General features: G+C 70.3%; 18 protein-coding genes, 1 tRNA gene and 3 pseudogenes. 12 read left to right on the top strand and 10 right to left on the bottom strand.

Annotated features, from left to right (window positions below; all coding sequences use genetic code 11):
- Nucleotides 1–81 precede the first annotated feature (81 nt).
- Nucleotides 82–1,140: a 5-dehydro-4-deoxyglucarate dehydratase gene (locus K3769_RS13390; protein WP_267026657.1), complete on the bottom strand. Its 1,059-nt coding sequence runs from the start codon at nucleotides 1,138–1,140 to the stop codon at nucleotides 82–84.
- A gap of 120 nt (nucleotides 1,141–1,260) precedes the next feature.
- On the opposite strand from K3769_RS13390, the gene K3769_RS13385 reads away from it, so the two are divergent.
- Complete coding sequence (locus K3769_RS13385; protein WP_267026656.1) at nucleotides 1,261–2,058, top strand: IclR family transcriptional regulator; 798 nt, start codon at nucleotides 1,261–1,263, stop codon at nucleotides 2,056–2,058.
- A gap of 197 nt (nucleotides 2,059–2,255) precedes the next feature.
- Nucleotides 2,256–2,331 (top strand) — tRNA-Arg (locus K3769_RS13380).
- A gap of 55 nt (nucleotides 2,332–2,386) precedes the next feature.
- Here the strand turns inward: K3769_RS13380 and K3769_RS13375 are convergent.
- Nucleotides 2,387–2,482: pseudogene (locus tag K3769_RS13375) on the bottom strand (tyrosine-type recombinase/integrase); the annotation flags it as partial.
- Between the two features lie 2,308 nt (nucleotides 2,483–4,790).
- Between K3769_RS13375 and K3769_RS13365 the strand changes: the two are divergent.
- Nucleotides 4,791–5,261 carry a peptidoglycan-binding domain-containing protein gene (locus tag K3769_RS13365; protein WP_267026655.1) on the top strand — a complete coding sequence of 157 codons (471 nt, stop codon included), beginning with the start codon at nucleotides 4,791–4,793 and terminating at the stop codon, nucleotides 5,259–5,261.
- A gap of 65 nt (nucleotides 5,262–5,326) precedes the next feature.
- Here K3769_RS13365 and K3769_RS40895 read toward each other — a convergent pair whose 3' ends face one another.
- From K3769_RS40895 to K3769_RS13350, 3 genes and pseudogenes are all read right to left on the bottom strand, one after another.
- On the bottom strand, nucleotides 5,327–6,040 hold the full coding sequence (locus K3769_RS40895) for a peptidoglycan-binding protein (RefSeq protein WP_267031356.1): 714 nt from the start codon (nucleotides 6,038–6,040) through the stop codon (nucleotides 5,327–5,329).
- Nucleotides 6,041–6,439: 399 nt separating this feature from the next.
- Nucleotides 6,440–6,595: pseudogene (locus K3769_RS40890) on the bottom strand (helix-turn-helix domain-containing protein); the annotation flags it as partial.
- A 427-nt stretch (nucleotides 6,596–7,022) separates the two neighbouring features.
- A pseudogene (locus tag K3769_RS13350) lies at nucleotides 7,023–7,142 on the bottom strand (transcriptional regulator); the annotation flags it as partial.
- Between the two features lie 159 nt (nucleotides 7,143–7,301).
- Here K3769_RS13350 and K3769_RS13345 point away from each other — a divergent pair.
- Both K3769_RS13345 and K3769_RS13340 read left to right on the top strand, forming a co-directional pair.
- Nucleotides 7,302–7,655, top strand: a complete 354-nt coding sequence (locus K3769_RS13345; protein WP_267026654.1) for a hypothetical protein — start codon at nucleotides 7,302–7,304, stop codon at nucleotides 7,653–7,655.
- Nucleotides 7,656–7,776: 121 nt separating this feature from the next.
- Complete coding sequence (locus tag K3769_RS13340; RefSeq protein WP_267026653.1) at nucleotides 7,777–9,201, top strand: FG-GAP-like repeat-containing protein; 1,425 nt, start codon at nucleotides 7,777–7,779, stop codon at nucleotides 9,199–9,201.
- 65 nt (nucleotides 9,202–9,266) lie between these two features.
- Here K3769_RS13340 and K3769_RS13335 read toward each other — a convergent pair whose 3' ends face one another.
- A complete protein-coding gene (locus K3769_RS13335) occupies nucleotides 9,267–9,707 on the bottom strand; it encodes a VOC family protein (protein WP_267026652.1) in 441 nt (146 codons plus the stop codon).
- A gap of 208 nt (nucleotides 9,708–9,915) precedes the next feature.
- On the opposite strand from K3769_RS13335, the gene K3769_RS13330 reads away from it, so the two are divergent.
- Nucleotides 9,916–10,281: a PH domain-containing protein gene (locus K3769_RS13330; protein ID WP_189774847.1), complete on the top strand. Its 366-nt coding sequence runs from the start codon at nucleotides 9,916–9,918 to the stop codon at nucleotides 10,279–10,281.
- Here K3769_RS13330 and K3769_RS13325 read toward each other — a convergent pair.
- Nucleotides 10,259–11,488: an MFS transporter gene (locus tag K3769_RS13325; protein WP_267026651.1), complete on the bottom strand. Its 1,230-nt coding sequence runs from the start codon at nucleotides 11,486–11,488 to the stop codon at nucleotides 10,259–10,261. The two genes, K3769_RS13330 and K3769_RS13325, sit on opposite strands and share 23 nt — an antisense overlap.
- Before the next feature lie 106 nt (nucleotides 11,489–11,594).
- On the opposite strand from K3769_RS13325, the gene K3769_RS13320 reads away from it, so the two are divergent.
- Together K3769_RS13320 and K3769_RS13315 are read left to right on the top strand one after the other, a co-directional pair.
- Nucleotides 11,595–12,623 (top strand): ArsR/SmtB family transcription factor, encoded by a 1,029-nt coding sequence (locus tag K3769_RS13320; RefSeq protein WP_267026650.1) that lies wholly within the window; start codon nucleotides 11,595–11,597, stop codon nucleotides 12,621–12,623.
- Nucleotides 12,624–12,679: 56 nt separating this feature from the next.
- Nucleotides 12,680–13,207: a glutathione peroxidase gene (locus K3769_RS13315; RefSeq protein WP_267026649.1), complete on the top strand. Its 528-nt coding sequence runs from the start codon at nucleotides 12,680–12,682 to the stop codon at nucleotides 13,205–13,207.
- Between the two features lie 41 nt (nucleotides 13,208–13,248).
- On the opposite strand, the gene K3769_RS13310 is transcribed toward K3769_RS13315, so the two are convergent.
- Together K3769_RS13310 and K3769_RS13305 are read right to left on the bottom strand one after the other, a co-directional pair.
- Nucleotides 13,249–15,006 (bottom strand): DUF8823 domain-containing protein, encoded by a 1,758-nt coding sequence (locus K3769_RS13310; protein WP_372515146.1) that lies wholly within the window; start codon nucleotides 15,004–15,006, stop codon nucleotides 13,249–13,251.
- A gap of 681 nt (nucleotides 15,007–15,687) precedes the next feature.
- On the bottom strand, nucleotides 15,688–18,537 hold the full coding sequence (locus tag K3769_RS13305) for a D-alanyl-D-alanine carboxypeptidase (protein WP_267026647.1): 2,850 nt from the start codon (nucleotides 18,535–18,537) through the stop codon (nucleotides 15,688–15,690).
- Between the two features lie 567 nt (nucleotides 18,538–19,104).
- On the opposite strand from K3769_RS13305, the gene K3769_RS13300 reads away from it, so the two are divergent.
- The 4 genes from K3769_RS13300 to K3769_RS13285 all read left to right on the top strand — a co-directional run bounded on the left by K3769_RS13300 (nucleotide 19,105) and on the right by K3769_RS13285 (nucleotide 23,331).
- Entirely contained in the window at nucleotides 19,105–19,860 is a 756-nt protein-coding gene (locus tag K3769_RS13300; protein ID WP_107015497.1) for a GOLPH3/VPS74 family protein, read from the top strand.
- A gap of 545 nt (nucleotides 19,861–20,405) precedes the next feature.
- On the top strand, nucleotides 20,406–21,263 hold the full coding sequence (locus tag K3769_RS13295) for a helix-turn-helix domain-containing protein (RefSeq protein ID WP_267026646.1): 858 nt from the start codon (nucleotides 20,406–20,408) through the stop codon (nucleotides 21,261–21,263).
- A 244-nt stretch (nucleotides 21,264–21,507) separates the two neighbouring features.
- Complete coding sequence (locus K3769_RS13290) at nucleotides 21,508–21,708, top strand: DUF397 domain-containing protein (protein WP_267026645.1); 201 nt, start codon at nucleotides 21,508–21,510, stop codon at nucleotides 21,706–21,708.
- A 447-nt stretch (nucleotides 21,709–22,155) separates the two neighbouring features.
- Complete coding sequence (locus K3769_RS13285) at nucleotides 22,156–23,331, top strand: ADP-ribosylglycohydrolase family protein (protein ID WP_267026644.1); 1,176 nt, start codon at nucleotides 22,156–22,158, stop codon at nucleotides 23,329–23,331.
- A gap of 214 nt (nucleotides 23,332–23,545) precedes the next feature.
- Here K3769_RS13285 and K3769_RS13280 read toward each other — a convergent pair whose 3' ends face one another.
- Nucleotides 23,546–25,111 carry a sodium:solute symporter family protein gene (locus K3769_RS13280; RefSeq protein ID WP_267026643.1) on the bottom strand — a complete coding sequence of 522 codons (1,566 nt, stop codon included), beginning with the start codon at nucleotides 25,109–25,111 and terminating at the stop codon, nucleotides 23,546–23,548.
- Between the last annotated feature and the right edge of the window lie 99 nt (nucleotides 25,112–25,210).

Raw genomic sequence — 25,210 nt, 5'->3', positions numbered from 1 at the left:
GTGTCAGGCGGTGGAACGGGCGGTACGTCAGGCGACGACGCGTCGGGCGGTAGGTCGGACGATGAGGCGTCGGGCGGTGGGTCAGGCGACGAGGCGTCGGCGCGGCGCTCGGACGAGGGCGAGGCCGGTGTCGAGGATCGCCTCCAGTTCGGCGAGGTCGGCGGCGCCGGGATCGGTGAGCGGGGCCCGTACGGGTCCGACCGGCAGGCCGCGCAGCCGGGCGGCGGCCTTGACGAGGGACACGGCGTATCCCGGCACGCGGTCGCGCAGTTCGACGAACGGGATGTAGAAGTCGCGCAGGAGCGTGGTGAGCGTGGCCTCGTCGTTCCCACGCAGGGCGGTGAAGAAGGCGCCCGCGATCTCGGGGGCGAAGGCGTGGACGGCCGACGAGTAGGCGGGGACGCCGACGGTGGCGTACGCGCGCGCCTGGATCTCGGCGGTGGAGGCACCGTTGAAGAAGAGGAAGCCGTCGGGGGCGGCGAGCGTGAGCCGCTGCAGCCGGTCGAGGTCGCTGTGCCCGTCCTTGAGGCCGACGACGGTGGGGATCTCCGCGATACGCCGCAGAGTGTCCGCGGTGAAGGCGACCTGCCCGCGCTGGTACGCGATCAGCGGCAGCCGGGTGCCGGCGGCGATCCGGCGCAGCTGCCCGACCAGGCCGTCCTGCGGGGCGCCGACCAGGTAGTGCGGCATCACGAGCAGGGCGTCGGCGCCGGCCTCCTCCGCGATCCGCGCGAAGCGCAGGGCCTGCGCCCAGCCGTATCCGATGCCGGCGACGACCGGGAGGCGGCCGTCGGCGACGTCGACCGTGGCCTCGACGACCGCGCGGTACTCGTCCTCGTCCAGCGAGAAGAACTCTCCCGTCCCGCAGGCGGGAAAGACGGCGCCGGGGGCGGCGGCGTGGGGCGCGGCGGCATCGGACCCGGAGGCATCGGGCCCGGGGGCCAACTGGGCGGTCAGGTACGCCCGATAGGCCTCCAGATCGAGCCCGCCGCCATTGCCATCGCCGTCCCCGTTGCCATCGCCGTCCCCGTTGCCGTCACCGTCGTCACGGAAGCTGGTGAGAGGAAAGGACAGCACTCCGCCCGCCATACCGTCGCGCAGCCGCTGCACCACGCTCTCGACCTCAGCGCTGTACCGCATTCCCGACCTCCGATCTCTCTCATCTCTATATGCAGATGACGTACACGTATGAGAACGGAGGCTAGGTCGATGAACCGGGCACGGTCAATGGGTGCGGCGGCGCGGATTTACGATGAGGCCATGCCGGAGAGCAGTGGGGGCCGCGGAGTACGCGGGGTGAAGTCGGCGAGCCGCACGGTCGCGTTGCTCGAACTGCTCGCCGCCCGCGGCGACCGCCCCGCACGCCTGGACGAACTGGCCGAGGAGCTGGACGTACCGCGCAGCAGCATGTACCAGCTGCTCCAGACCCTCATCGACTGCGGCTGGGTGCGTTCGGACACGACGGGTTCCCTGTACGGCATCGGGATCCGCGCCCTGTTCACGGGCACGAGCTACCTCGACAGCGACCCGCACGTCCGTCTGGTACGCCCCTACCTGGACCAGGCCTCGGACGCGCTGGGCGAGACGATCCACCTGGCCCGGCTCGACGGCCCGGACGTCGTCTACCTCGCGACCCGCGAGTCCCATGAGTACCTGCGGACCATCAGCAGGGTCGGCCGCCGGATCCCGGCCCACGCGGGCGCGCTGGGCAAAGCCCTCCTCGCGGAACGCCCCGACACCGAACTACCGCTCCCCGAGGACCCGTTGCCCGCCCTCACCGAGAACACGCACACCACCAGGGCCACCCTGCTCACGGACCTCGCGGAGGTACGCGCCCGAGGCCACTCCGTCGACCGCGAGGAGACGGTGCCGGGCATCGCGGGCTTCGGCTTCGCCCTGCGCTACGACTCCCCGGCCACGGACGCCATCAGCTGCTCGGTCCCGGTGGCCCGCCTCAGCGAGTCCCACGAGGCCAGGGTGATCGCGGTAATGCGAGAGACCCGCACAAAGATCGAGAACGCGTTCCCCTCCACTTCGGGAGCACCGGACTGGCGGTGACGGGGGTGGCCCCTCACCCGCCCGCCTGGACCCCGATCCGGTACCCTGTGGTGCGAGCGTCCCTGGCAGGCGCTGCGGCATGTGGCGCGATCCCCGCACCTCACCACCGCGGCAACGATCCAGATCGCTCAGGGCTTGACCGGGAGACCTGGCCACGACTCATCACCGAGTCCCACGCAAGGCCTCGCACAAGCCCCGCCTTCGTAGCTCAGGGGATAGAGCACCGCTCTCCTAAAGCGGGTGTCGCAGGTTCGAATCCTGCCGGGGGCACCAGCCAAAAGGCCCCGGACCGATCATGGTCCGGGGCCTTTGACATCCACTTCTGACATCAACGAGGACGGTCACCCGCAACCGGCCGCCGCTTGAGCAGCCGGTCCATGTGGCTGATGGCCTCGCGCTGAGTGTCCTGTACGACGTGCGGCCATGGGCGCGGGGACGCCGAGGCGAGCGCGCAGAGTCGGAGTGTCGATGGCCCCTCCGATACGGGTGCGGTGCTCGGCGGCGACCTTGCGGGCGTGCTCGATCAGGGCGGCCGGGACGGACACCGCCGGGGCAGGAGCAGAAGCAGGTGGAGTGAGCGCGGCCGTCGGCACGGGCGCCGGATCTGCGGCCGGTAGCGTGGGCGGTTCGGGGACGGGTTCGGCGCGCTCCTCCTGGTCCGCGTCGTCTTCAGCGGTCTCTCCCACGTCCTCCGCCGCTTTCGGCACCGAGTGCGCGAGGAGCGTTCCGCCGAGGAAGGCGAGCGCGGGCCGGCCCGCGACCAGGATGCGCAGCCAGGCCGGCACGTGGTCGTGGTCGAGGTCGAGGTCGTGGTCGAGCAGTCCGGGGGTGGCGATGTTCGCCCCGAGGGACGCGGCCAGGGCGATGACGAACCAGCACCATGGCCCAGCACATTGGTGCATCACTCTTGCGTGCCGGACACCGTAGATCCCTATGGTCTGGCCCCGGAGCTGCAAAAACGCAGGCCCCCAAGATCCCCGACAAGTCCCAGGGCAAGAAGAAGGCAACAACCAGCGGTAGCCTTCGGACACGGATCAGACGTGTGGGGAACAGCGTGGTGAAGCGCGAGGTCAGCCGACCGGCCTACCAGGTGGGCGATGTACTGAGGGTGAGTTGCTCCCCAGCGAGGGCGCGAGTCGCCGATGTTCGAGGCTCCTACATCTCTGTGGAGTGGCCCTGGGAGCAGGTCGATCCGCACTCCCGGTTCCGATGGAACGGGCAAGTGGCCTTCCCTGTCGACCCTGGCTCGCGGGAGTGGTCGTACACGCTGTTTCGCACCGAGCCGAGTCCTCAACACCTGAACCGTGGGGACTCGTGCAGCGTCAGCATCCCCGAGACGCTCGTTCGTGTCGTCGACATCCTGCGTCACGATCCGCCCCTGGACCTGGGTCGGCTTCCTCGGCCACACACGAGGCTGGTCGTACTCCCCGTCGACGCTTCCTCTGACGCCCCGCAGGAGGACGAAGGGGCCACGATCAATATCGACTCCGCAGCGCCCATCGCGATTGAACTGGCGGTTTGACCGTCGCCGACCGACCTGCATGGAGCTACGGATCAGATGGTCCCCGTGCCACATCCGTGCCGGAACGAGCGGGGACTCACAGGGAGCGACAGACCCCAACGGGCCACGGGGCCCACGTCCGCTGGAGTGCTCCTTCCGCAGGTCAGCCGTCAAGTCACCCAACCTCGCTCCTAAAGCGGGTGTCGCGGGTTCGAATCCTGCCGGGGGCACCGCGTATTGCGCCGCTGAACTGGGGTTTCCTCTCCGGGGAGGCGCCCTGTTCGGCCTCGGACCACTCGTCCGGGGCCGTTTGAGTGAGCGGCGCGCGAGTGGACGGAGAGTTGATCTCCCGGATATCGCCCAATGGATTCGGCACCGTCCGGCACGGACCCCGCGTCGGGATCCTCCGTGTCGTCGGAATCGGCCTCCGCGATCGCCAGTTCCGCCTCGGGGAGCAGGCTCGTGCACGTGTCCGAGTGGACTCGTACAGGGCCACAGCATCGGCCTTGAACTCGCCCGAGCAGTCCTTCATCGCCATCGGCGGTCTTCTCGCTTCCTCCGGATCAAGCAGGTCCAGTATCAGCGTGTCCACCACTCAGGGGAGGCCCCCTCGTCTTGCGCAAGACCGTCAGCAGCACGATCCGTTGTCCCGGCGCCAGCCAGTACGGAATGCATACGCCAAGCCGTCGTGGGCTTCGGGGTGCGCCTGCTCAGATCGCGCCGCCCTTCAGCACGGCCGGGAAGGTGGCAGCCCTGCCCAGCGAAAACTCCTGCATCGGGCGCAGTCCGGCTCGGCTCCTTCGGAGCTCGGCTCCTTCGGTGAGCGACTCGTCAGGCGCGATACGTCGCCGCCGCGGGCCGGAGAGCAACCCTATGGCGGTGTCGAAGCCCTGAAGGGGCCCGGCAGTTCGAGTCGCCGAACAGCCCGGTGAGTACGTTCCGGATCTCGGTGCCGCCGACCCGCTTCCTCCTCCCCTTCCTCCTCCCCCTCAGCGTCCAGCGTCCCACCTCCGTCCCAGCGCGTCGGCTAAGTGCCCAGGTCATGGGCTTGACGATGTCCCGCCATCCCACTGGTACGGGTTTCCGTTGCCGGGTGTCGGCGCGCTCTGCGAACTTCGAGCCCGGCTTCGGCGTCAGTGCCGGACCGGACGTACCGCGACACGGACCAGCGGTACGGAGCAGCGGTACGAACCAGCACACCAGTGGCTCCAACGAACCAAAGGGGAAAGACATGCGACCGCGTGTTGTGAGCAGGGCACTCGTCAGTGTCACCGCCATCGTCGGCATCGCCGCCGGCAGCCTCGCGACAGCGAGCACCAGCTTCGCGGCCTCGGACGCGGCGCCCTCGAAGCCTGCGGCCAGTGCCCAGGACGTCGGCGTGCTCGCGGTGGTGAACCTCGGTCTGAGCACGAACCAGGCCAAGGGCGTCCAGCGCTGGCTGAAGAAGGAATGGGGGTACAACGGCGCGATCGACGGGGAACTCGGCACCAACAGCTGGAAGGCCTTCCAGCGCCACCTCGCCGCGCACCACGGCTACCGCGGCGAGATCGACGGAATCGTCGGCAGCGGCACGATCAGTGCGCTGCAGCGTTTCCTGAAGAACAACGGCTGGGGCTACACCGGTTCCATCGACGGGATCGCCGGTCCCGGGACCCAGTCCGCGTTCAAAACCTTCGCCAACTGGTGCGTGGCCACCTACTGAGGTCCCGGGTTTCAGCCCGAGTCGGCCGGTGGCAGTGCTTGTCCTGCCACCGGCCGACGCGTCGCTCAGGACTGCGACGGCGACGCCTGCGGGAGGGCCCGTGCGCACTGCCAGTGGTGGAAGTCGCGGTCGCGGCTCCACAGCTTCTTGGCGGCCTGGATGTTCCACTCGGGGTCCAGTGCCTCGCTCGGGGTGCCGCCCAGTTCCTGCAGCCGGAGGTCGGAGATCTGGAACAAGCCCCAGTTCCTGGTGCCGTCGGTGTTCGGCAGGATGTACAGGGGGTCCAGGAAGGACTGGCAGTCGGCGATGGCGACGGCGTCGGCAGGTGCCTCGGCGAACACCTCATGGATGCGTCCCCGGACCTTCTCCGGGGACCAGGTGTCCAGGCGAGCCTTCGACTCGTAGAGGGCCTTCTTCGTGGGGTCGGCGACGACCCCGTTCGGGGTGAGGCCCGCGAACACCTGGAAGGCCGTCACCCGGAGCCGTGTCTCCGGACCGAAGATGCCGTCGACACCGATGTCGGCGCCACGCTGTCGGAGCAGCCGCTGGGCCTCTTTCACGCACTCGTCCTGCTGGCCCAGGGCGAGCACGGGCGGACAGGCGGCCGAGAACAGCACGCGCTCGGCGTTCGCTTCGGCTGCCTTCGTCTGGGAGGAGCGCGTGGACACACCCCAGACCACGATCCCGAGGGCGACCACGGTGATCGCGGCGATGACGGCGGTGCGCAGGCGGCCCCGCCGCCCACCCTTCCCGCGCACCGTCGGGGGTCCCGGCGGCACGGTCGGTTCTCCCTCTGGGAGTCTCCGGTCGGTCGTCGCTTCGGGACATGGTCCATCGGTATCGGAATCGGTATGGAGATCGGTATGGGTATGGGTATCGGTTTCGGGTTCAGGTTCCCGAGGTGTCCCGTCGGTTCCCGACTGCCGGTGCGTTTCGTCCGTCTCCAGGTCCTCGGCTACGGAGGCCGTCAAGGTCTCCGCTGCCGACGCCTCCCCTCCGTCCCCCTCACCCGCCGCATTCCCCTCATTCCCTGCATTCCCCGCGTTCCCCGCGTCCTCCGCGTCCTCCGGCAGGACCCGTTGAGCCCGTTCCGCGTCGGACAGGGCCCAGAGCCGGTGCAGTGCACGTAGTTCCGTCGGGGTCGCCCCGCAGACCGTGGCAATGCGGTGGACCACTCCGTAGTCCTGCGGGACCGATAAGCCCGCGCAATACCGATGAAGGCTGGAGCGGCTGATGCCGGTCTTCTGTGCGAGTGCCTCGTAGCTGTAATCGGCTCGTTCCCGCAGTGCGCGCAACCGAGCGGCGAACCGTGCGGCCTCCCCATGGCCCGTCATCACAAACCCCCTTGCCGGATCGGAACATGGTCGAAGTCCGGCGGTCTCAATGTGCCACACGCGGCCCTACGAGCCCGAGGGTTTGCCCGTGCCTCGTGCGTTGCCGTCGTTCTCATCCTGCTGGGAAGTGAGAGGAGAAGGGTCGGCTCAGGGGCCCGGTCGAGGGGCAGGACGTCGAGGGAGAAGGCCACCGCCTGTGACCACAGCGCCGCCGACGAGCAGCCACATTCCCTGCAACGCCTCCTTGGACGCGTCGGACGGATCGGCGCTGTCATAGGCGTCGGCCCAGACCGTCATGGGTCGTCAGTACTTCAGCCCCGACAAGGGCTTCAAGTCCAGCTTGGACCGCAGTGCCCGCAGTGCCCGCAGTGCCCGCAAGGCGGCGTGACCGCGTGGCCGCGTGGGAGTCGTAGGAGTCGTAGGAGCACTCGACAGCCGCGGCCTCCAGCCGCGCCGTGTCCCGGAAGAACGCCGGATACTGTGCCCGCCCCACCTCCTCCTTCAGCACCTTGAGGACGCCTCCGGCGTCCAGCACCTCGTCCGCGCGTCCCCGAGGCGCGGCCCGCCGACACGCAGGAGGCGTACGTGCGGGTGACGCAGGTTCGACTCCACGAATCCCCATGACACGAGAAGGGCAGGGGCCGTGAGCGCGAGCCCGTAAAGCGGTTGCGCCTACGGCATGTTCATGCGGAAAGATGTGCGTGTGATGCGACCCGCGCGTGTGCTGCTTCCCCTTCTCCTGTTGTCAGTTCTGCTCGCAGGATGCGGCCCCGACAAGAACGACGGAACGGCCGCCGACAGCGCCGACCTCGATGCCGTCGCGCGCGAGTGGGGTGTCGCGCCGGAACTCGTCCACGTCACCGAGGTCTCCGGCTACACCGTGTTCCAAGAGTCGGTCGGCGAGTACGAGGACGAGTTCGCCGCCGCGTATCGGTCCGAGAAGGGCGCCACCAAGTTCGGCCTCTTCGTGGGCCGCGGCACGATGACAACGGAGAGCTGTCCCGAGCCGCAGCTGGGTGAGGTGTCGGACAAGCCGACCACCGACGGCTCGGGCGCCTGACAGGACGGTACGACGTCGACCGCCGACCCATCCAGTCCCGCCGAGTCGTCGATGATGCGCGTCCCCCAGCCCTTCTCCCTTTCAGCCCTTCTCCCTTTCAGCCTTTCAGGAGGAAATCTCTATGCCCATGCCCTTCCGTACCGTTGTCGCCGTTGCGGCCGTGACCGCGTTGGCCGGTGGGCTGATCACCGTGACCGGCGCGGGGCCGGCGGCTGCCGCTCCCGCCAAGTACGCCGACGACTTCAACGGTGACGGGCACCGGGATCTTGCGATCGGCGCGCCGTACAAGTCCGTGAACGGTGCTGAGGCCGCGGGTGCCGTGGTCGTGTCCTTCGGGTCCGCCGCCGGGCTGACCACGCGGAAGGTCGAGCTCACCCAGAGTTCCGCGGGGGTGCCGGGCACGCCGGAGGACAGCGACAACTTCGGGATCTCGATCGCCGGTGGGGATCTGGACTCGGACGGGTACGCGGACCTGGTCGTGGGCGCCGACGGGGAGGACGTCGGCGAGTACGAGGGCCAGGGCAGCGTGACCATCCTCTGGGGTGGCGCCGAGCCGTTCACCACCAGCACCACGACCACCGTGGACAACCCGCACCAGTGGCAGGGGCACGGTCTGGATGTGGCCGTGGGGGACTTCACCGGTGACAGCGCCGCTGACCTCGCCGTCATCGAGCCGAACGCGGTCGTCGTCTACAAGGGCGGCTCCTCCCGGACGACCCAGCCGGCCTCCGCCTACACCCTGACGGTCCCGGGCGCCCCGCTCCTCAACTGGGAAGCGGCCGTGGGCGATGTGAACGGAGACGGCAAGGACGACCTTGCCGTGACCGGCGACCCCGGCACCGGACGCCCGGGCACCGACGTCTACACCGGCCAGGAAGGCCGTCCGAACCGGATACAGCGGGTCGAGAACGGCGACACCGCCGTCGCCCTCGGCGACCTCAACGGCGACGGCTTCGACGACCTGGCCACCTCCCTCACCTGGCCCGAGACGTTCTCCATCGCCGACCCCAGCGACGGCGCCGGTTACGTGACCGTCCGGTACGGCGGCCTGACGGGGTTCGGCGACCCGGTGACCCTGCACCAGGACAGCACCGGTGTTCCCGGCGCCAACGAGGACGGCGACGGCTGGGGAGCCTCGGTGGCGATCGGCGACATCACCGGCGACGGCAAGGCCGAACTGGTCGTCGGCGCCAACGGCGAATGGCTCGGCGACCTGGAGAACGCCGGCGACGTGACGGTGTTCCGCGGCTCCGCCTCCGGTGTCTCGCAGTCCGGCGTCGTACGCATCTCCCAGGACACCGCCGGCGTTCCGGGTGCCGCCGAGACCAACGACCTCTTCGGTGCCCAGGTCCGGCTCGCCGACTACGACAACAACGGCAAGGCCGACATGGCGGTGACCGCCTCCTTCGAGAACGACCGCAGCGGGGGCCTGTGGACCCTGCCGGGCACCGCGTCGGGCCTCACCGGTACCGGTTCCGCGTCCCTCAGCTCCGCCGACTTCGGCCTCGCGAGCGGGTCACGGTTCGGGGAGTCGCTGCTCGACTGAGCCGGGCGCACGTCTCTGCTCCCGCGCGGACCGCCGGTACGGACGCTGTCCTGACGCGATCCCTCTCAGCTCAGTTGCTCCGCCAGGCCGACGATGATGCCCTCCGGGCCGCGGACGTAGCAGAGCAGGTAGCTGTCCTCGAAGCGGGCGATCTCGCCGAGGAGTTCGGCGCCGTGCGGGCGCAGGCGGGCGACCGTGTCCTTGATGTCGTCGACGGCGAACATGACGCGGTGCGTGCCCAGGATGTTGTGCGGCTGGTTGCGCGGGCCGGCGCCGACCGCCGCCGGGCTGCGGTACTTCGCCAGTTCCAGCCGGCTGTGGCCGTCCGGGGTCCGGACCATCGCGATGTCGCAGCTGACTCCGTCGAGTCCGGTGCACTGGTCGGCGACGGGGCCCTCGACCCGCGCCCTGCCCTCCAGCTCCATACCGAGTTCCACGAAGTACGCGATGGCGGCATCCAAGTCCTCGACGACGATGCCGACGTTGTCCATCCGCTGAATTGCCATGCCCGTCTCTCCTTCTGCTCATACTTCTTGCGCTTCTCGGACTTCTCGTGCGGCCGGCGGTGGCCGCTCGCATACCTGGGACGGAGCCGGGGTCGCGTTCTCGACATCCGTTCGCACGCCGGAAACCAGGCATTGCTCCCCATGGATCCCGGTGCGAGGATCCTGGCACTTCACACATCCCGACTTCACTTATCCCATGGGGGCTGTCATGGCGCTGTTCGGAAACGCGCACACCGTCGATCCGGCGAAGGCCCAGAACGACTACGCGCGCCTGCTCGGGCAGAACGAGCAGGTCTACGCCGCCTTCCAGTTGATCCGCGACACCATCCTCTTCACCGACCGCCGTCTCATCCTGGTCGACAAGCAGGGCATCACGGGCAAGAAGACGGAGTACCACTCCGTTCCGTACCGCAGCATCACGCACTTCGCCGTCGAGACCGCCGGGACCTTCGACCTCGACGCCGAACTGAAGATCTGGATCTCCGGCACGCCCACGCCCATCGAGAAGACCTTCACCAAGGGCGTCGACATCTACGAGGTCCAGGCGATCCTCACCCAGTTCGTCGCCCGATAGGCGCGCCTACAGGCGATACCGACGGCGGTCGTACGGGGGCGGAGGCCAAGCCCCGCGCCAGCGTCAGCGTGACCGTGATCGAGGTCGCCGCCGTGATCGTCATCGCCGTCGCCGGTGACGTCAGCTGGGCCAGCGAACCCGCCAGCGCCGCGCCCACACCCTGCATCGCCAGCATCCCCGCCGAGTGCAACCCCAGGGCGTGGCCCGCCAGTTCGGGCGGTGTGACAGCCATGAGGTGTTCCTGCTGCAGAAGGCTCGCGCCGAAGCCGATGGAGGCCAGCGCGGCGAGCGCCGCGGCCAGGGACGGGCGCGGGTGCAGGACGAAGAGGAGATACGGGGCCGCCAGCAGCAGGAGCAGGGGTACGCCGAGGCGGGCGCGCAGGGCCGGTCCGGCGAGACGGGCCACCGCCACGTCCCCGGCCAGCATGCCCAGCGCCGCGCACGCGAAGAGCAGACCCGCGTGCTCGGGGGCGTACGGGACGTAGAGGGACTCGCAGCCGACGATCAGGCCGTTGGGAATCCACAGGGCCAGGTAGAGGTGGCGGCGGGGGGACGGGGAGAGCAGGGTCCTGTTCGTGTGCCAGGTGGCGCGTATCGACGGGCGGCCCTTCGCTCTCGGCGGGCGGGCAGTCAGGGCACAGCGGGCGATCAGCGCGGCCGTCGCGTACAGGGCCGCCGCCGTGAGCAGGGTGCCGCGCGGGGACAGGAGCGTGATCAGGACGCCTCCGGTGGCGTACCCCGTGATCTGGGTGATCCCGTTCGCCATGTTGAAGACCGAACGGCCCACGATGTACGCGTCCTTGGGCAGGATCTCGTTCAGCAGGCCCCAGCGGACACCGCCGCCGAGGGAGGCCACCAGGCCGAGGGTGAGGACCAGCGCGAAGACCGTCCAGAGGGGGGCGGGGAGCGCCAGGAGCGCCGTACCCGCCGCGAACGCGAGCGCCGTGCCCGTCATCGTGGCGCGCGGTGCGAGCCGGTCGGCCGCCGACAGGAGCGTGGTCGCGCCCAGGACCTGGGCGAGCGAGGGCCCGAACATGCTCAGGGCCGACAGGAGGGGTGAGTCCGTGGCCCGGTAGACCAGCGTGCCGAGCGCGAGTCCGCTCATCGTCTGCGCCGCCACCTGCGCCGAGGAGGCCAGGAAGAGGGGGGTGAATTCCGGGGTGCGGAAGAGGGAGCGGTAGGTCGTGGACCGGCATGTCGTGGGCATGCGCCGGAGTCTCGGATCCTCGTCGAAGCGACCGTTATTGTTTCGCGTCTGTGCGAAACAATCGTGACGACGCGACGCGACACGACACGGGAAGAGAGGGGAAGACGTGGGCTGGTGGCAGGTCAGTGCCGACACCCTTGCCGGCAGCCGGTTCGCGCTCTCACCGCTCGCCGAGACCTTCGCCTGTCTGAAGGCTCTGCACGTCCGCGGCGCCGCGCATCCCGGCGAACGGGCCTGGCTGAACGCCCATCTGTCCTGCTACGAGCGGCACTTGGCGGCCGATCCCGTCACCGCCGCCCTCGTCCGGGCCGGGTTCGGACGCGAGTGGATCGCCGACTTCCTCACGCCCACCCCGCGCGGCGACGAGGACTTCGCCACGGAGGTCGCCCGGGTGCGCGAGGCCTCCCCCGAGGCGGCCCGCGCCCACCTCGCCGTCGCTCTGCGCGGTCCGCTTCCCGAGATCCTCCGGGACCGCGAGGACCTTCCCGAACGCGCCGCCGACCTGCTCACCCATGTCTGGACCGAGGCGGTACGCCCCGACTGGCACCGGCGCCGACGCGTGCTCGAAGCGGATGTCGTGGCCCGCACCGCCCGGCTGAGCCAGGAGGGGTGGGCGGCGGCGCTCGGGGCGATGCGGCCGGGTATGCGCTGGCTCGGCGAGAACCGGCTGCAGGTCAACCTGCACGAGTACCCGCCGCACGACGTCTCCGACGCCCGCATCGTCTTCGTACCGGTGACTCCGCAGCGACACGGATGGGTGTCGTGGGAGGAGCCCCCGCAGCACCCTCACCCCGGCGCGACGCCGCCCCGGTACGGGATCGTGTACCCCTGCTCGGGTGTGCTGGCGCAGGCTCGGCCGGGCGGCGGGGGCGGGCCCTCGTCCGTCGCCGTTCCGGGCAGTCTCGCCCGGCTGCTCGGGGGCGCTCGGGCCCGCGTGCTCGTCCTGCTCGGGGCCCCCATGAGTACGAGCCAGCTGGTCGCCGTCACCGGGCAGGGGCTCGGCTCCGTCGGCCGCCATCTGAGGCTGCTGCTCGACGCCCACCTGGTGGAGCGGCGGCGTTCGGGGCGGTCGGTCCTCTACTACCGGACGGCCGAGGGCGACGTGCTCGTCGGAGCGCAGGAGGCGGGGGCGTAGCGCGCGGGGCGCAGGGTGCCGATCCGGCTCCGTCGGACCGGAGCTAGCATCCGGTCATGACTACTGACAACGCCTCCGTCTCCCCCGCCGCCTCCGGCGCCTCCGCTCTCGACGTCGACATCGATGCGCTGCAGGGCGGTTCCGCGGACCTCGGCCAGTACAAGGGCCGGGCCGTGCTCGTCGTCAACGTGGCGTCCAAGTGCGGGCTCACCCCGCAGTACGCGGGCCTGGAGCGGCTGCACGAGCGGTACGCGGCGCAGGGCTTCACCGTGCTCGGGGTGCCGTGCAACCAGTTCATGGGCCAGGAGCCCGGCTCGTCCGAGGAGATCGCGGAGTTCTGCTCGGCGACGTACGGCGTGACCTTCCCGATGACCGAGAAGGTCGACGTGAACGGGGACGCCCGCCACACCCTCTACGAACGCCTCACCGGCTTCGCCGACGGCGAGGGGCACAGCGGCGACATCCGCTGGAACTTCGAGAAGTTCCTGATCGGCCGGGACGGCACGGTCGTCGCGCGCTTCTCGCCGCAGACCGAACCGGAGTCCGCCGAGGTCGTCGCCGCGGTCGAGGCCCACCTCGGCTGAGCCCGGCGCCCACCCGTCCTCCTCGGCGCCCCGGCGGCGCGCTACTCCTCGCTGCCGCGGACCTCTTCCCGCAGCTCCTCGGGGCAGCCCGTGCCCCGGGGCAGCTGATAGGGCGCCGCCAGACGGTACGTGCCGGCCCTGGGCGCGAGCAGTTCCGTCCACTGGTCGCCCTGGGCGTCCTCCTCCGTCTCCATCAGGCAGCCGTTGACGTTGTCGTACGTCTTCGGCGCCCCGTCCTCCCGCCGCTTGGACTCCTCGGTCTCCTGCGGGGGCTGCAGGCTCTTGCCCTCCGCGTCGACGAGCCCGAGCCACGGCGAGTACGGGATCCGGATGAGCACGCGTCCCGCCCGCTTAACCTCCAGGGTCAGCTCGCCCTGCTCGGCACGGTCGACGACGGCGGGCGGGTCGGCCATCGGCTTGGGGTCGGTGACCCGGAAGAGCTGCCAGTTGGCGTCGCCCCAGACCTGCTTCAGGTACGGCATCCCGCGCTGGACCAGTTCGCGCTCGCGTTCGCCGCCGTCGCCGTCGGGCTCGCCCTTGGGGACGACGACGTAGTGGACGGCCCAGCGCTGCAGCCACTCGTGGTAGTTCGCGGAGTTGAGGGTGTCGTCGTAGAAGAGGGGGTTGCGCTCCATGTCCGCCTGCCGGTTCCAGCCGCGGGCGAGGTTCACGTACGGGGCGAGGGCGGACGCCTCACGGTGGGAGCGCGCCGGTACGACCTCGACGCGGCCCTTCTCGGCGCCGGCCACCTGGAGCTGGTTGACGAGGGGGGCCAGCTCGCGGGCCCAGGACGCGGCGGGCGTGGTGTGCACGATGTCGTCGACGGCCTTGAAGGCGATCCAGCCGTTCACCGTCACGAAGGCCAGCAGGATCGCGTACCACTTGCGTGAGCGCGGCACCGTGAAGGGCAGCGCGGCGATCAGCGTGACCCCGCCCAGCAGCATCGGCAGCCGGCTGATGTTGGAGCCGATCTGCGAGCTGATCAGCCAGACGAGGACGACGGCCAGGCCGTACACCGCCGACGTGATCCGGACCGTCTTCCACTCCTTGGGGACGAGGAGGAAGGCGCAGGCCGCGGAGGCGAACGGCAGCAGGACCGAGCCGAACATCATCGGCTGCGTACCGGAGAACGGGAACATCCAGGCCGAGACGCCCACGACCGCGGCGGGCGCGAGGCCCAGCGCCCACGCGCCCGGACGGCGTTTCTGCAGGAACAGCGCGACGGCGACGAAGCCGACGAAGAGGCCCGCCACCGGGGACGCGGCGGTCGCCGCCGCGGCGAGGGGGGCGGCGCACAGGGCCTTGGCCCAGCGCTTGTAGCGCCAGCGGTACGGCCAGCAGAAGACGACGGCGGCGGCGCCGAGCGCGAAGACCATGCCGAGGCCGAAGGTCACGCGGCCCGAGATCGCGTTGCACAGGAGCGCGAACACTCCGGCGGCTGCCGCGGCCACGGGGTTGCGGACGGCCCGGCTGCGCATGAGCACCAGCATGAGCAGTCCGGCGGAGAGCGTGCCCGCGATCATCATCGTCGTCCGCACACCGAGCACGGCCATCAGGTACGGGGACACCACGCTGTACGACACCGGGTGCATGCCGCCGTACCAGGCGAGGTTGTACGCGGAGCCGGGGTTGCGCCCCACGAACTCCGCCCACGCGTCCTGCGCCGCGAGGTCGCCCCCACTGTTCGCGAACGTGAAGAACCAGATGATGTGCAGGACACCGGAGAGGGCGGTCGCGAGGACCGCGGGGTGCCGGAGGAAGCGGTGCAGCCGGGTGCTTTCGCGGACGCCGGGGGCCACCTTCGGGGCGGCGGTGGGGGTGGGGGCCGGCACGAGGGGGGGGGCCTGCTTGGTCTCGGCGCTCGGCGGGAGGCCTGGAGCCGGCTCCGGGGCCGGGGCCGGGGCCGGGGCCGGTACGGCTTCGGCTTCGGCTTCGGCTTCGGGGAGCGGCTCGGCGGCACGGGCCGGTCCAGTCGCCGTGTCCGGGCCTGAAGCGGTGCCCGGGGCGGAGTCGTCCTCCTGGCCGGAGTCACCGGCCCGCCCGGAGGCGCGGTCATGCCCGGAGTCGCCGTCCCGGTCGGGGTCGGGGCTCCCGGTCGTATCCGGTGAGGTTCCGGTCGGGTCCGGCGGGGTCCCGTTCGCGTCGGGCGGTGTTCCGGCCGCGACGTCGGGGTTCTCGGCGTGCCGTGTACGCACGCTTATTCGCGGGCCGGCCCCTCGGCCCGGCTCGGCGTCGTCGGCATGTGTCGGCTCCGCTGTCGCCACGTGCTGGCACTCCCGTGTCCCGTTGTTCCACTCCCGGCCGGGCATCGCGGCGGACGGCCTGCCCCATCCTGGCGACGCTAGCACGCACCCCGCCGTGGAGTACCTGGCGGTGCTCCGTCGGCGGGGTGCGGCCGGTTCTTCCGTTTACCGGGTCTACTTGTTTGTCTTGTCTTCTGTTCTTTGCGGGCGTACGTCCCCGGGAGGGCGTACGTCCCGTCAGCCGACCCGGGTCAGCTTGGCGCCGAATGCCGGTTCGGCGAGATCCGACTGGAGCGCGACCGGAACATCGACCGCGTCGCCCGTCGTACCGTCACCGACGCTCAGCGAGCCGACCTCGGTTCCGGCCTTCGCCTCGTGCGGGATGGCCTCGCCGCCCTCGTCCAGCTTCAGCTTGACGGTCTGCCCGGCCCAGCCCACCGCGGAGACGTCCTTGGTGGCGACGACCGGCGTGCGACCGCCGAGCCCGTCGTCCACGTACCCCACGACGTCACCCTTCTTGAGGATCTTCCGCGAGGTCAGCGCCTCCTGGGCGGCGATCATCGCCGTCTTGCTGACCGCGTTGACCGTGTCGATGATCGGCGGCGTGTGCTGGCCGAGGATCGCGCCGACGACGATGACGTTCTCGCCCCCGACCTCCTGCGTGGCGGCGAAGAGCAGGTTGCCGCCGGCCTTGGTGGTGGAGCCGGTCTTGATGCCGATGGCGTTGTTGTACGGCACGAGGCGGTTGTAGTTGTCCCACTTCTTGCCGGACGGGTCCACCCAGGTCGGCAGCTTGGTGATGTCGACCAGGGCCTTGATGTCCACGAGCTCGTTGCCGAGCTTCACCTGGTCCTCGGCGGTGGAGACGGTGGTCTCCTTCAGGCCCGAGGGGTCGGTGTACTTCGTGTTCTTCATCCCCAGGTCCTTGGCGGCGGCGTTCATCTTCTCGACGAACTTCGCCTCGGAACCCGCGTCCCAACGGGCCAGCAGCCGCGCGATGTTGTTCGCGGACGGGATCATGATGGCCGCGATGGCGTCCTTCTCGGTGAGGGTGTCGCCCTTCTTGACGGTGTTGAGCGTCGACTCTCCCTGCGCGTCGTAGCCGCCCTCCGTCTCCGCCTTCGCGTCGACGGGGATCTTCGCGCCGTCCGCGCCGGCCTTCAGCGGGTGCTCCTTGAGGATCACGTACGCCGTCATGGCCTTGGCGACCGAGCCGATCGCGACGGGCTTCTGGTCCCCGAACGAGTCGACCGTGCCGACGCCGTTGACGTCCATCCAGCCCTGGCCCTCCTCGGGCCACGGGAGGGAGACCTTGTCGCCCTTGAAGGCGTAGGTCTCGTCGGCGGTCAGCGCGAGGGTGGGGGTCGGCAGTGGACGTACGACCTGTACGACTGCAAACACCACGGCCAGCAGGAGTACCAGGGGTGTCCAGATCTTGACCCGGCGCACGAGGGTGCGGACCGGGGTCTGGCGGGGCGGCGGGGTGTTCGTCAGCTCCGCCAGCAGGTCCAGCGGGGGCCTCGGCGGGAGGGGCTGCTGGGTCGTCCGCTCGGGGCCGACCTGCGGGACGGCGGCGGTCGGCGACGCCGCGGGCGGGGCGGACGGTCCCGGGGGCGGGACGGCGGGCCTCGCCTTCGGCGGGGCGGGCTCGTCGAGCGGCTTGAGCGCGACGAACTTGCTGGTGCGCTCGGCGGGGGCGGCGGTCTCGGCCTCGCCGGCCGACTCACTCCCGCCCTTCGCGTCACCGTCTCCCTCGGACGCGGCGGTCTTGCCCGGTGCGGCTTCCTTGCCCGGTCCGGCTTCCTTGCCCGGTCCGGCATCCGGCTTGGCGTCGCCCAGTTTGAGCATGGTGGTGGGCTGATCCACGGCGGGCGGCCGCTTGAAGATCGCGGTGGCCTGGTCGACGGGGGGCTTCGACTCCGGCCGCCCCCCGCCGGAGGGGGCCCCCGACTCGGCGGGTCCCGACCCGGCCGCCGCATCCGACGTCGCGGCGGAGTCGGACTCACCGCCTGCGTCCGGCTTGGCGACACCGTCGGGGCGGCCTGCGGAGTCCGCGTGCGCCGCCGCGGTGTCCGGCTCCGCCGTGGAGCCGGTCTTGCCCGCGGAGTCCGCGTCGCCCGCGGGGGCCGACGTCGCTCCGGAGCCTGGCTTCGCCGAGGGATCCGGCTTCGCTGCGGCGTCCTGCTTCGCCGAAAGGCCCGGCTTCGCTGCGGCGTCCCGCTTTCCCGCAGGGCGTGCGTCGGCCACGGGACCCGGCGCTGCCGCGGAATCCGGCTTCGCTGTGTCGTCCGGCTCGCCGTCGGCGTCCGCGTGCGCGGCGGAGGTCGGCGTAGCCGCGGGGTCCGGCTTCCCAGCGGAGTCGGACTTCCCCGCCGGGTCCGCGTCGGCCGCGCGTCCCTGCGTCGTCACCGACGCGGGGTCGGCGTCGGCGTCGGAAGCTCCGCCCGAGGGGGCCTCCCCCGCAAGGGCTTGAGCCCCGGCGGTCGCCGCCGTGCGCTCGGGGTCGGCGCTCGCGTCAGCCTTCGACCCGGCCTTCGCGGCGGCGACGCCCCCGGCGCTCTCACCAGACGCGGAGGTTCCACTCCTGAGCGGAAGGCCCTCGGCCTCGTCCGCGTCCTCCGTGGCGCGGTCCGCGGCAGCGGCCTCAGCCCGCGCCTCCCCCGGCACAGAGCCGCGGTCGGCGCTGACGTCGGCGTCGGAGTCGGCGTTTTCAGCGGACCCGCTCCGCGTCAAACCCCCGGCATCGGTATCCCGGTCCGGGTCGCGGTCGACGTCGGCATCCCCGCCGTCACCGGCAGACGCACCCTCCACCGAACTCCCGGCATCGGTCTCCCGACCGGAGTCGCGCTCGACGTCGGCACCGGAGTCGGAACCGGAGTCTGCGTCGCCCGCAAACGCCCCCCGCGCCGCGCTATCCGTGCTCGGGGCAGACTCGGCCGCCCCGGGAGCCGCGCCGTCCGCGTCCGCCTCCGGCTTCGTACCGGCGCTCGCGTCCTTCGCGCCCTCCGGCGCACCCGGATCCGCTCCCGCGCCCGCAGGAGCGCCCTCAGGCGCCTCCTCGTCCGCCGTGGCGGCCCAGGCGGCCACAGCGGACCGGAGTCGCCCGTCGCCGCCTCCGGCGCCCTCCGCGGGGCTCTCCGGCTCCGACTCCGGCTCCGCAGAACCGTCACTCCCCAGGGAACTCCCGGCAGCCGGCTCCGCCTCCCCCTCCGCGCCGGCGGAATCCGTGGAACCTGCGGATTCCGCAGAGCGCTTCGTGGAGAACACAGCCGTGGCCGTGTCCGCCCGCGCAGCCGCCGGCACGGCCTCCCGCGCGACCGCCAGCCGCGGATCCGGAACCGGGACCCTGCTCCCCGACGTCGGTTCTGCCGACGACTCGTGCTGCTTCGACCTGTCGGGGAACTCGCCCGCCACCGATGCCTCCTCCGTGCGCCACACACCGTGCGCCCAACCGAACCATGAACCCGTTAAACAGTGCACACGCGGCCCGGACACTCGTGTCCGAACCATCTACCAGTGTCCTGTGTGAGGGATTGACCCCTGCGGTAGACGAGAACGACATATCTACTGGTTCCACTACGAACCGGTCACGTGCTCTCGACAGACCAATGTGAGAGGGGTCACCCTGTCATTCATCCACGCGGGGAGGCATGGATGGGCAGGAGCCGCAGAACACTTCCGGAGGAGCTTCTGCTGCTGGCGTTGGACCCGACCACGGGTACCACCGCACAGCCGCAGTCGCTCGACCTCGGTCTGGCCGGAGCACAGCTAGTAGAGCTGGCGCTGGCCGGACGGATAGCCCCAGACGGGGATCGTATCGCCGTGGTGGCACCACGGCCGACCGGAGATCCGACCTTGGACTGTGCGCTGGAACTACTCCGCAGGCGGGGTGCTCCAGTACGCGCTGTGAACTGGATCGGCGGACCCCGCCTGGGGTTGCGCCAGACATATCTCTCGCATCTGGAGCGATGCGGCATGGTCCATGCCGTGGCAGGCCAGATGTGCGGGGTGCTTCCGACGACTCGCTACCAAGCGACGGACACGGAAATCAGCCGGGAGATCAGGGCCCGGCTGGACAGCGCGATCCGCACCGGCGTCCCGCCGGACCCGCGGACCGCCGCTCTGGCCGCACTGGCGCACGCCGTCGGCCTGGGCAAGCACCTCTACCCGGGGAACGAAGGGCGTTCGTCACGCTCCCGGCTCCGGGATCTGATCAGGCACGACCCCATGGGCGGACTCGTGGCGCACGCCGTGATGGACGTCCAGAACGGAGTGGCCGCACAGCCACGCCGCAGCCCGGCACCGACCGGCCGCCAGGCCGCCCCCGGAGCCAGGCCAGCACCGGAGCCCGCCAGGGGCGTCCCGATGCAACCGCACCGCAGTTCGATGGCACGCGCCGTGGCCCACTGAGTCGCAGGTCCACGGCACACACCCACCGACACGACGGCGCACCGCACCAACGCAACATCGCAGCACCGCACCGCACCGTCCCACCACCGCACCACCGCAGTCCCCGAAGTACCGCAGTCCCCATGACCCGGTTCGGGAGCCGCTGGGCCGCGCGGGGCGGCGGGCCGTACGTCCGGACGACGACATGGCCCGCCACCCCGCGCGTCCGCATGTCCCGGGCCCGTATGTCCCCATGTCCGCGTTCCCAGTTGTTCCTGGTTGCCCCGTCGGCCTCGTAGGCCACGCGGACCCGCGACCCGGCGGACCGGATCCGTGCCTACGCCCGCCCGTCACCCATGCTCGTCCCTCGTCAGGACCGCCGCCAGGTGGCGGCCAGGTAGCGGCAGGTGGCGCGAGGTGGCGGCAAGTGGCGGCAAGTGGCGGGTACTTATTGCATATCCGCTGCATATCCGCTGTTTCCCAGCGGTAGCAAGCCCCTTGGTGGCAATCTGCTCAACAGCAGATACGCAAAGTACAGGCAGTCCTCAGCCGGAGGTGCACGTCCCGTGGCGTCCAACGTCAATCCCACCGTCAGGCGACGCCGGTTGGGCCAGGAGCTGCGAAGGCTCCGAGAGCTCAAGGGCATGACGGCAGAAGAGGTGGCCGAGCGGCTGCTCGTCTCGCAGTCGAAGATCAGCCGTCTGGAGAACGGGCGGCGCAGCATCAGCCAGCGCGACGTCCGTGATCTGTGCGGGGTGTACGAGGTCGAGGACGTCCGGATCGTCGATTCGCTGATGCAGATGGCCAAGGACTCGCGCCAGCAGGGCTGGTGGCACTCCTTCGGCGACATCCCGTACAGCGTCTACATCGGTCTGGAGACCGACGCGGCGAGCCTGCGCGTGTACGACCCGCTGGTCGTGCCGGGTCTGCTGCAGACCCGGCCGTACGCCGAGTCGCTGATCCAGGGCGCCCTGCCGGAGGCGGCGGCCGGCGACATCGACAAGCGCGTACAGGTGCGGCTGCGGCGACAGGAACGTATCTCCGACCTGGAGAACCCGCTGCGGCTGTGGGCCGTCCTCGACGAGGCGGCGCTGCGCAGGAACGTCGGCAACAAGCAGGTGATGATCGACCAGTTGGAGCATCTGGTCGAGATGTCGCACGTGCCGCACGTGACGGTTCAGGTCATTCCGTTCGCGATGGGCGCCCATCCGGGGGTCAGCGGCCAGTACGCCATCCTGGAATTCCCCGACGCGGCCGACTCCAGCGTGGTCTACATCGAGGGCGTCACCAGCGATCTGTACCTGGAGAAGGCGAACGACGTCCAGAAGTACAGCGTCATGTACGAGCATCTGCGGGCGCAGGCGCTCAACGCCGACCAGTCACGGGAGTTCATCGCGGACGTCGCGAAGGACTACGCGCGTTGAGGAACCCGCCGAAGAACGGTGCATGGTGTAGGGCGGCGGAAAGATACACCCTCCTCCTATCCCGGCGGAAGACTCAGCTGGCATATGTCACCCGGTCGAGTGAATAGTCGCTTCGTACACCGATGTTGGCGAGTAGCGTCGATCACGCCAAGGGGGAACAACCTTGGCGCAATCCGAACCGTGGGTTCCGGAAGGAACCCGCAACTCGGTGACAGCTACTCAGCAACCGGCCACCGGAGTGAACATGGCAATCAAGCAAGGCGTCACGGACACGTGGACGAAGTCCTCGTACTCGCAGGGAAACGGCGCGTGCGTCGAGGTCAAGTCCCCCGTCACGGCGGCGATGGCCGTCCGCGACTCGAAGGTCGCCGAAGGGCCCGCGCTGTCCTTCCCGGCGCGGTCCTGGAACGCGTTCGTGGCAGAAGTGAGCCGGGGCACCGTCTGACATCGACGGAGGCCTCGCACAGCACGTCCGCGCCACCGGCGCCCTGTGCGCCAGAGGAAACAACTTCATCGACAACCGCATACGCAACTGGATCAACAACCGCGTACGCACCGTGAAAGAGCCCTCTCGACTGGCCCGCCGTCCTGGCCGAGGGGGCTCGGCCCTGTCCGCGGTCGTAGTTCCATCCCCCTGGAAGATCCTCCCGCAATTGTGCGCATGATGCGCAGGTATCGCGTATGAAAGTCGTCGTCATTCGTGTGGATCTTCATTTACCGGTGGCTTCCCGGTGACCGCTCGCCGGAAATGCGTACCGATCGCTGACAAACACGCTCAGTCGGCCCACTGCGCGCATACCGATCCGGCCCTCAACCGACCGTTCCTGTTCGATTACAGTGCTGAGTTGTCGGCCGTACGGACGGAATCGGATCGGGATCTCGGGAGGCCTCGGTGGGTGCGACAGCCGGTGCCGTCTGGGGCCGCGCCGAACAGCAGGATTTCCGCAGCCGGGTGCGCGGCACGCTCCTCGGCGCGGCCGTGGGCGACACGCTCGGCTCACCCGTCCGCGATCTCTCGATGGAGCAGATCCGTGCGGCGCACGGCGCGGAGGGCCTCACCGATCTGGCCCACGGGCACGGCAGACGCGGCGCCGTCTCCCACTTCACCCAGCTGAACCTGTTCTCGGTCGACGGGCTGATCAGGGCCCAGGTCCGCCGGGACACCGGTGCCTGGCATCCGCCGACGGATCTGCACCGGGCGTATCTGCGCTGGGCCGCCACCCAGCGCGACTGGGGCCCGGACGAGCGGCGCAAGGAGGACGGCTGGCTGGCCCGCGAGGAGTGGCTGTACGCACGCCGTGATCCCTCGCGCGCCTGTCTGCTGGGCCTCGGCGACGAGACGATGGGCACCCTGGACGCGCCCAAGAACCCCGACCAGCGTGGCGTCGAGGCCGCGACCCGCTCCGCGCCCTTCGGGCTTCTCGTCGGCTGGGAGCCGCAGCTCGTCATGCAGCTCGCGGTGGAGTGCGCGGCGCAGACGCACGGCCACCCACTCTCCTACCTGTCGGCGGGCGCGTACGCCGTGATCGTGCACGGTCTCGCGCGCGGCGAGAGTCTCGACACGGCCGTCCAGCGGGCGTTGCAGCTGCTGGCGCCGCGACCGGGCCAGCAGCCGGTGGCCGAGGCGCTGCAGCGGGCGCTGGGGGCCGTACGGCAGGGCATGCCGTCCCCGTCCCGTATCGAGGACCTGGCGGGGCCGGGCACGGCCGAGGGGCTGCTCTCGGTGGCGGTGTACTGCGCCCTGGTCGGCGAGGACACCCGGCACGGGCTGTGCCTGTCGGTGAACCACGGCGGCGCCTCGGGAGCCACCGGCACACTCACGGGTGCGCTGCTCGGCGCCCTGCACGGGGAGACGGCGCTGCCGCCGTCCTGGCTGGCCGAGCTGGAGGGCCGTCCCACAATGCTCGTCCTCGCCGACGACTTCGCGATGGAGATGACCCAGGGTCCGGCCCTGCACGGTCCGGCGGGCTCCTCCCCGGGCTGGCTGGCCCGCTACCCGCGCGGCTACGCCGCCCTGTCGGGCACGGTCGCCACCCCGATCCCGGCCGGCCTGACCACCCGGGCCTGACCACCGGGGCTGACGCGCCCGCCGCGACGCACCCGTCCCTGACGCGCCTGGGCGGAGCCCCGCCTTCCCGCCGACGCGTGGGGGTGGCCGCTCGTCAGGAAGCGGCCACCCCCACAGTCCTGCGTACGCGTCGTGCCAGTCGCACGGACGCCTCGTGCGCGCGGTTCGGCGTCAGAGCCTGTGCATACCCGCGGCCGGGCTATCACACGGGCTCTCAGTCCTTGGCCGGCGCGCCCACCACGTCGTCCGCCGGCCCGGCCGGAGCCGGGATCGCCGAGGCGGCCGATCCGCCGCCGTCCGAGTTGATCTTCGCGATGAGCGCGTCCCGCTCCGGGGTGTCCTCCGGCTTCACGTAGCCGATGAGGATGTAGAGGACGAGGGAGACCGCGAGCGGGATCGACACCTGGTACTGGAGCGGGACCCCGCCGTCGACGTTCCAGCTGATCGGGTAGTTGACCAGCCAGAAGGTGACGAGGCCGACGGCCCAGCTGATCAGCGCGGCCGTCGGACCGCTCTTGCGGAACCACGGGAGCAGGCCCAGCATCAGCGGGATCGCGATCGGGCCCATCAGACCGGCCACCCACTTGATGACGACGGTGATGATGTCGCCGAAGAAGGCGGAGTTGACCTGGGTCGCGATGGCCATCGACAGGCCGAGGAAGAGCAGCGTGGCCCAGCGCGCGGCCAGCAGCCCCATCCGGGTGTCCCATTCGCGGGCCTTGCGGGAGACCGCGGGCATGATGTCGCGGGTGACGACGGCCGCGATGGCGTTGGCGTCCGAGGAGCACATCGCCATCGTGTGGGAGAAGAACCCGACGATGACCAGGCCCAGCAGCCCGTGCGGCAGCAGGTGTTCGGCCATCAGCGCGTACGAATCGGCCGGTACGTCGGTCTTGATGATCAGCGGCGCGACCCACATGGGGAAGAACAGCACCAGCGGCCAGATGAGCCAGAGCGAGGCGGACAGGACGCCCGAGCGCGTGGCGGACTTCGCGGAGTCCGTGGCCATGTAGCGCTGGGCCTGGTTCCACATGCCGCCGTTGTACTCGAAGGTCTTGATGAAGAGATACGCGATCAGGAAGACCATCATGTACGGGCCGGCCAGCGGCTTGGTGTGCCCGTCGAGCGCGGGTTCGTCCCAGACGCTCCACAGGGTGCTGAAGCCGTTCAGCTCGGCCATGACGGCGACGAGCATCGCGACACCGGCGATGAACTGGATGATGAACTGGCCGAGTTCGGTCAGCGCGTCCGCCCAGAGGCCGCCGACCGTGCAGTAGATCGCGGTCACCGCGCCGGTGACCATGATGCCGGTGTTGAGCGAGACGCCGGTGAAGACGGACAGCAGGGTCGCGATGGCGGCCCACTTGGCGCCCACGTCCACGATCTTCAGCAGCACGCCGGACCAGGCGAGCGCCTGCTGGGTGGGCAGGTCGTAGCGGTTCTTCAGGTATTCCAGGGGCGAGGACACGTGCAGTCGTGAGCGCACCCGGTTGAGCCGGGGCGCGAACACCTTCGCGCCGATCGCGATGCCGATGGCGATCGGGAAGGACCAGGTGACGTAGGAAGTGACGCCGTACGTGTAGGCGATGGCCGCGTACCCCGTGAACATGACCGCGCTGTAGCCGGACATGTGGTGCGAGATGCCCGACAGCCACCACGGCATCTTGCCGCCGGCCGTGAAGAAGTCGCTGACGTTGTCGACCCGTTTGTGGGACCAGACACCGATCGCGACCATCACGCCGAAGTAGCCGATGAGCACGGCCCAGTCGAGACCGTTCATATGCCCTCTCCCAGGATCGTCAGGGTCGTGAAGCGCCCGCTCATCGTGGGTTCGATGGCATGACTGCGACAACTGCCTGTACGGTCAAAGGGGAGTAAA

The organism is Streptomyces ortus, from assembly GCF_026341275.1.
GTDB lineage: Bacteria > Actinomycetota > Actinomycetes > Streptomycetales > Streptomycetaceae > Streptomyces > Streptomyces ortus.
The sequence above is the reverse complement of the archived record's forward strand: the minus strand, read 5'-3'. Positions and strand labels throughout refer to the sequence as shown.

Coding starts and splice junctions, on each gene's coding strand:
- K3769_RS13340 (WP_267026653.1), top strand. CDS start 7,777: ATGCCCATGCCCTTCCGTACCGTTGTCGCCGTTGCGGCCGTGACCGCG.
- K3769_RS13335 (WP_267026652.1), bottom strand. CDS start 9,707: ATGGCAATTCAGCGGATGGACAACGTCGGCATCGTCGTCGAGGACTTG.
- K3769_RS13325 (WP_267026651.1), bottom strand. CDS start 11,488: ATGCCCACGACATGCCGGTCCACGACCTACCGCTCCCTCTTCCGCACC.
- K3769_RS13365 (WP_267026655.1), top strand. CDS start 4,791: ATGCGACCGCGTGTTGTGAGCAGGGCACTCGTCAGTGTCACCGCCATC.
- K3769_RS13290 (WP_267026645.1), top strand. CDS start 21,508: ATGGCAATCAAGCAAGGCGTCACGGACACGTGGACGAAGTCCTCGTAC.
- K3769_RS13315 (WP_267026649.1), top strand. CDS start 12,680: ATGACTACTGACAACGCCTCCGTCTCCCCCGCCGCCTCCGGCGCCTCC.
- K3769_RS13280 (WP_267026643.1), bottom strand. CDS start 25,111: ATGAACGGTCTCGACTGGGCCGTGCTCATCGGCTACTTCGGCGTGATG.
- K3769_RS13390 (WP_267026657.1), bottom strand. CDS start 1,140: ATGCGGTACAGCGCTGAGGTCGAGAGCGTGGTGCAGCGGCTGCGCGAC.
- K3769_RS13385 (WP_267026656.1), top strand. CDS start 1,261: ATGCCGGAGAGCAGTGGGGGCCGCGGAGTACGCGGGGTGAAGTCGGCG.
- K3769_RS13300 (WP_107015497.1), top strand. CDS start 19,105: ATGGGCAGGAGCCGCAGAACACTTCCGGAGGAGCTTCTGCTGCTGGCG.
- K3769_RS13330 (WP_189774847.1), top strand. CDS start 9,916: ATGGCGCTGTTCGGAAACGCGCACACCGTCGATCCGGCGAAGGCCCAG.
- K3769_RS13345 (WP_267026654.1), top strand. CDS start 7,302: ATGCGACCCGCGCGTGTGCTGCTTCCCCTTCTCCTGTTGTCAGTTCTG.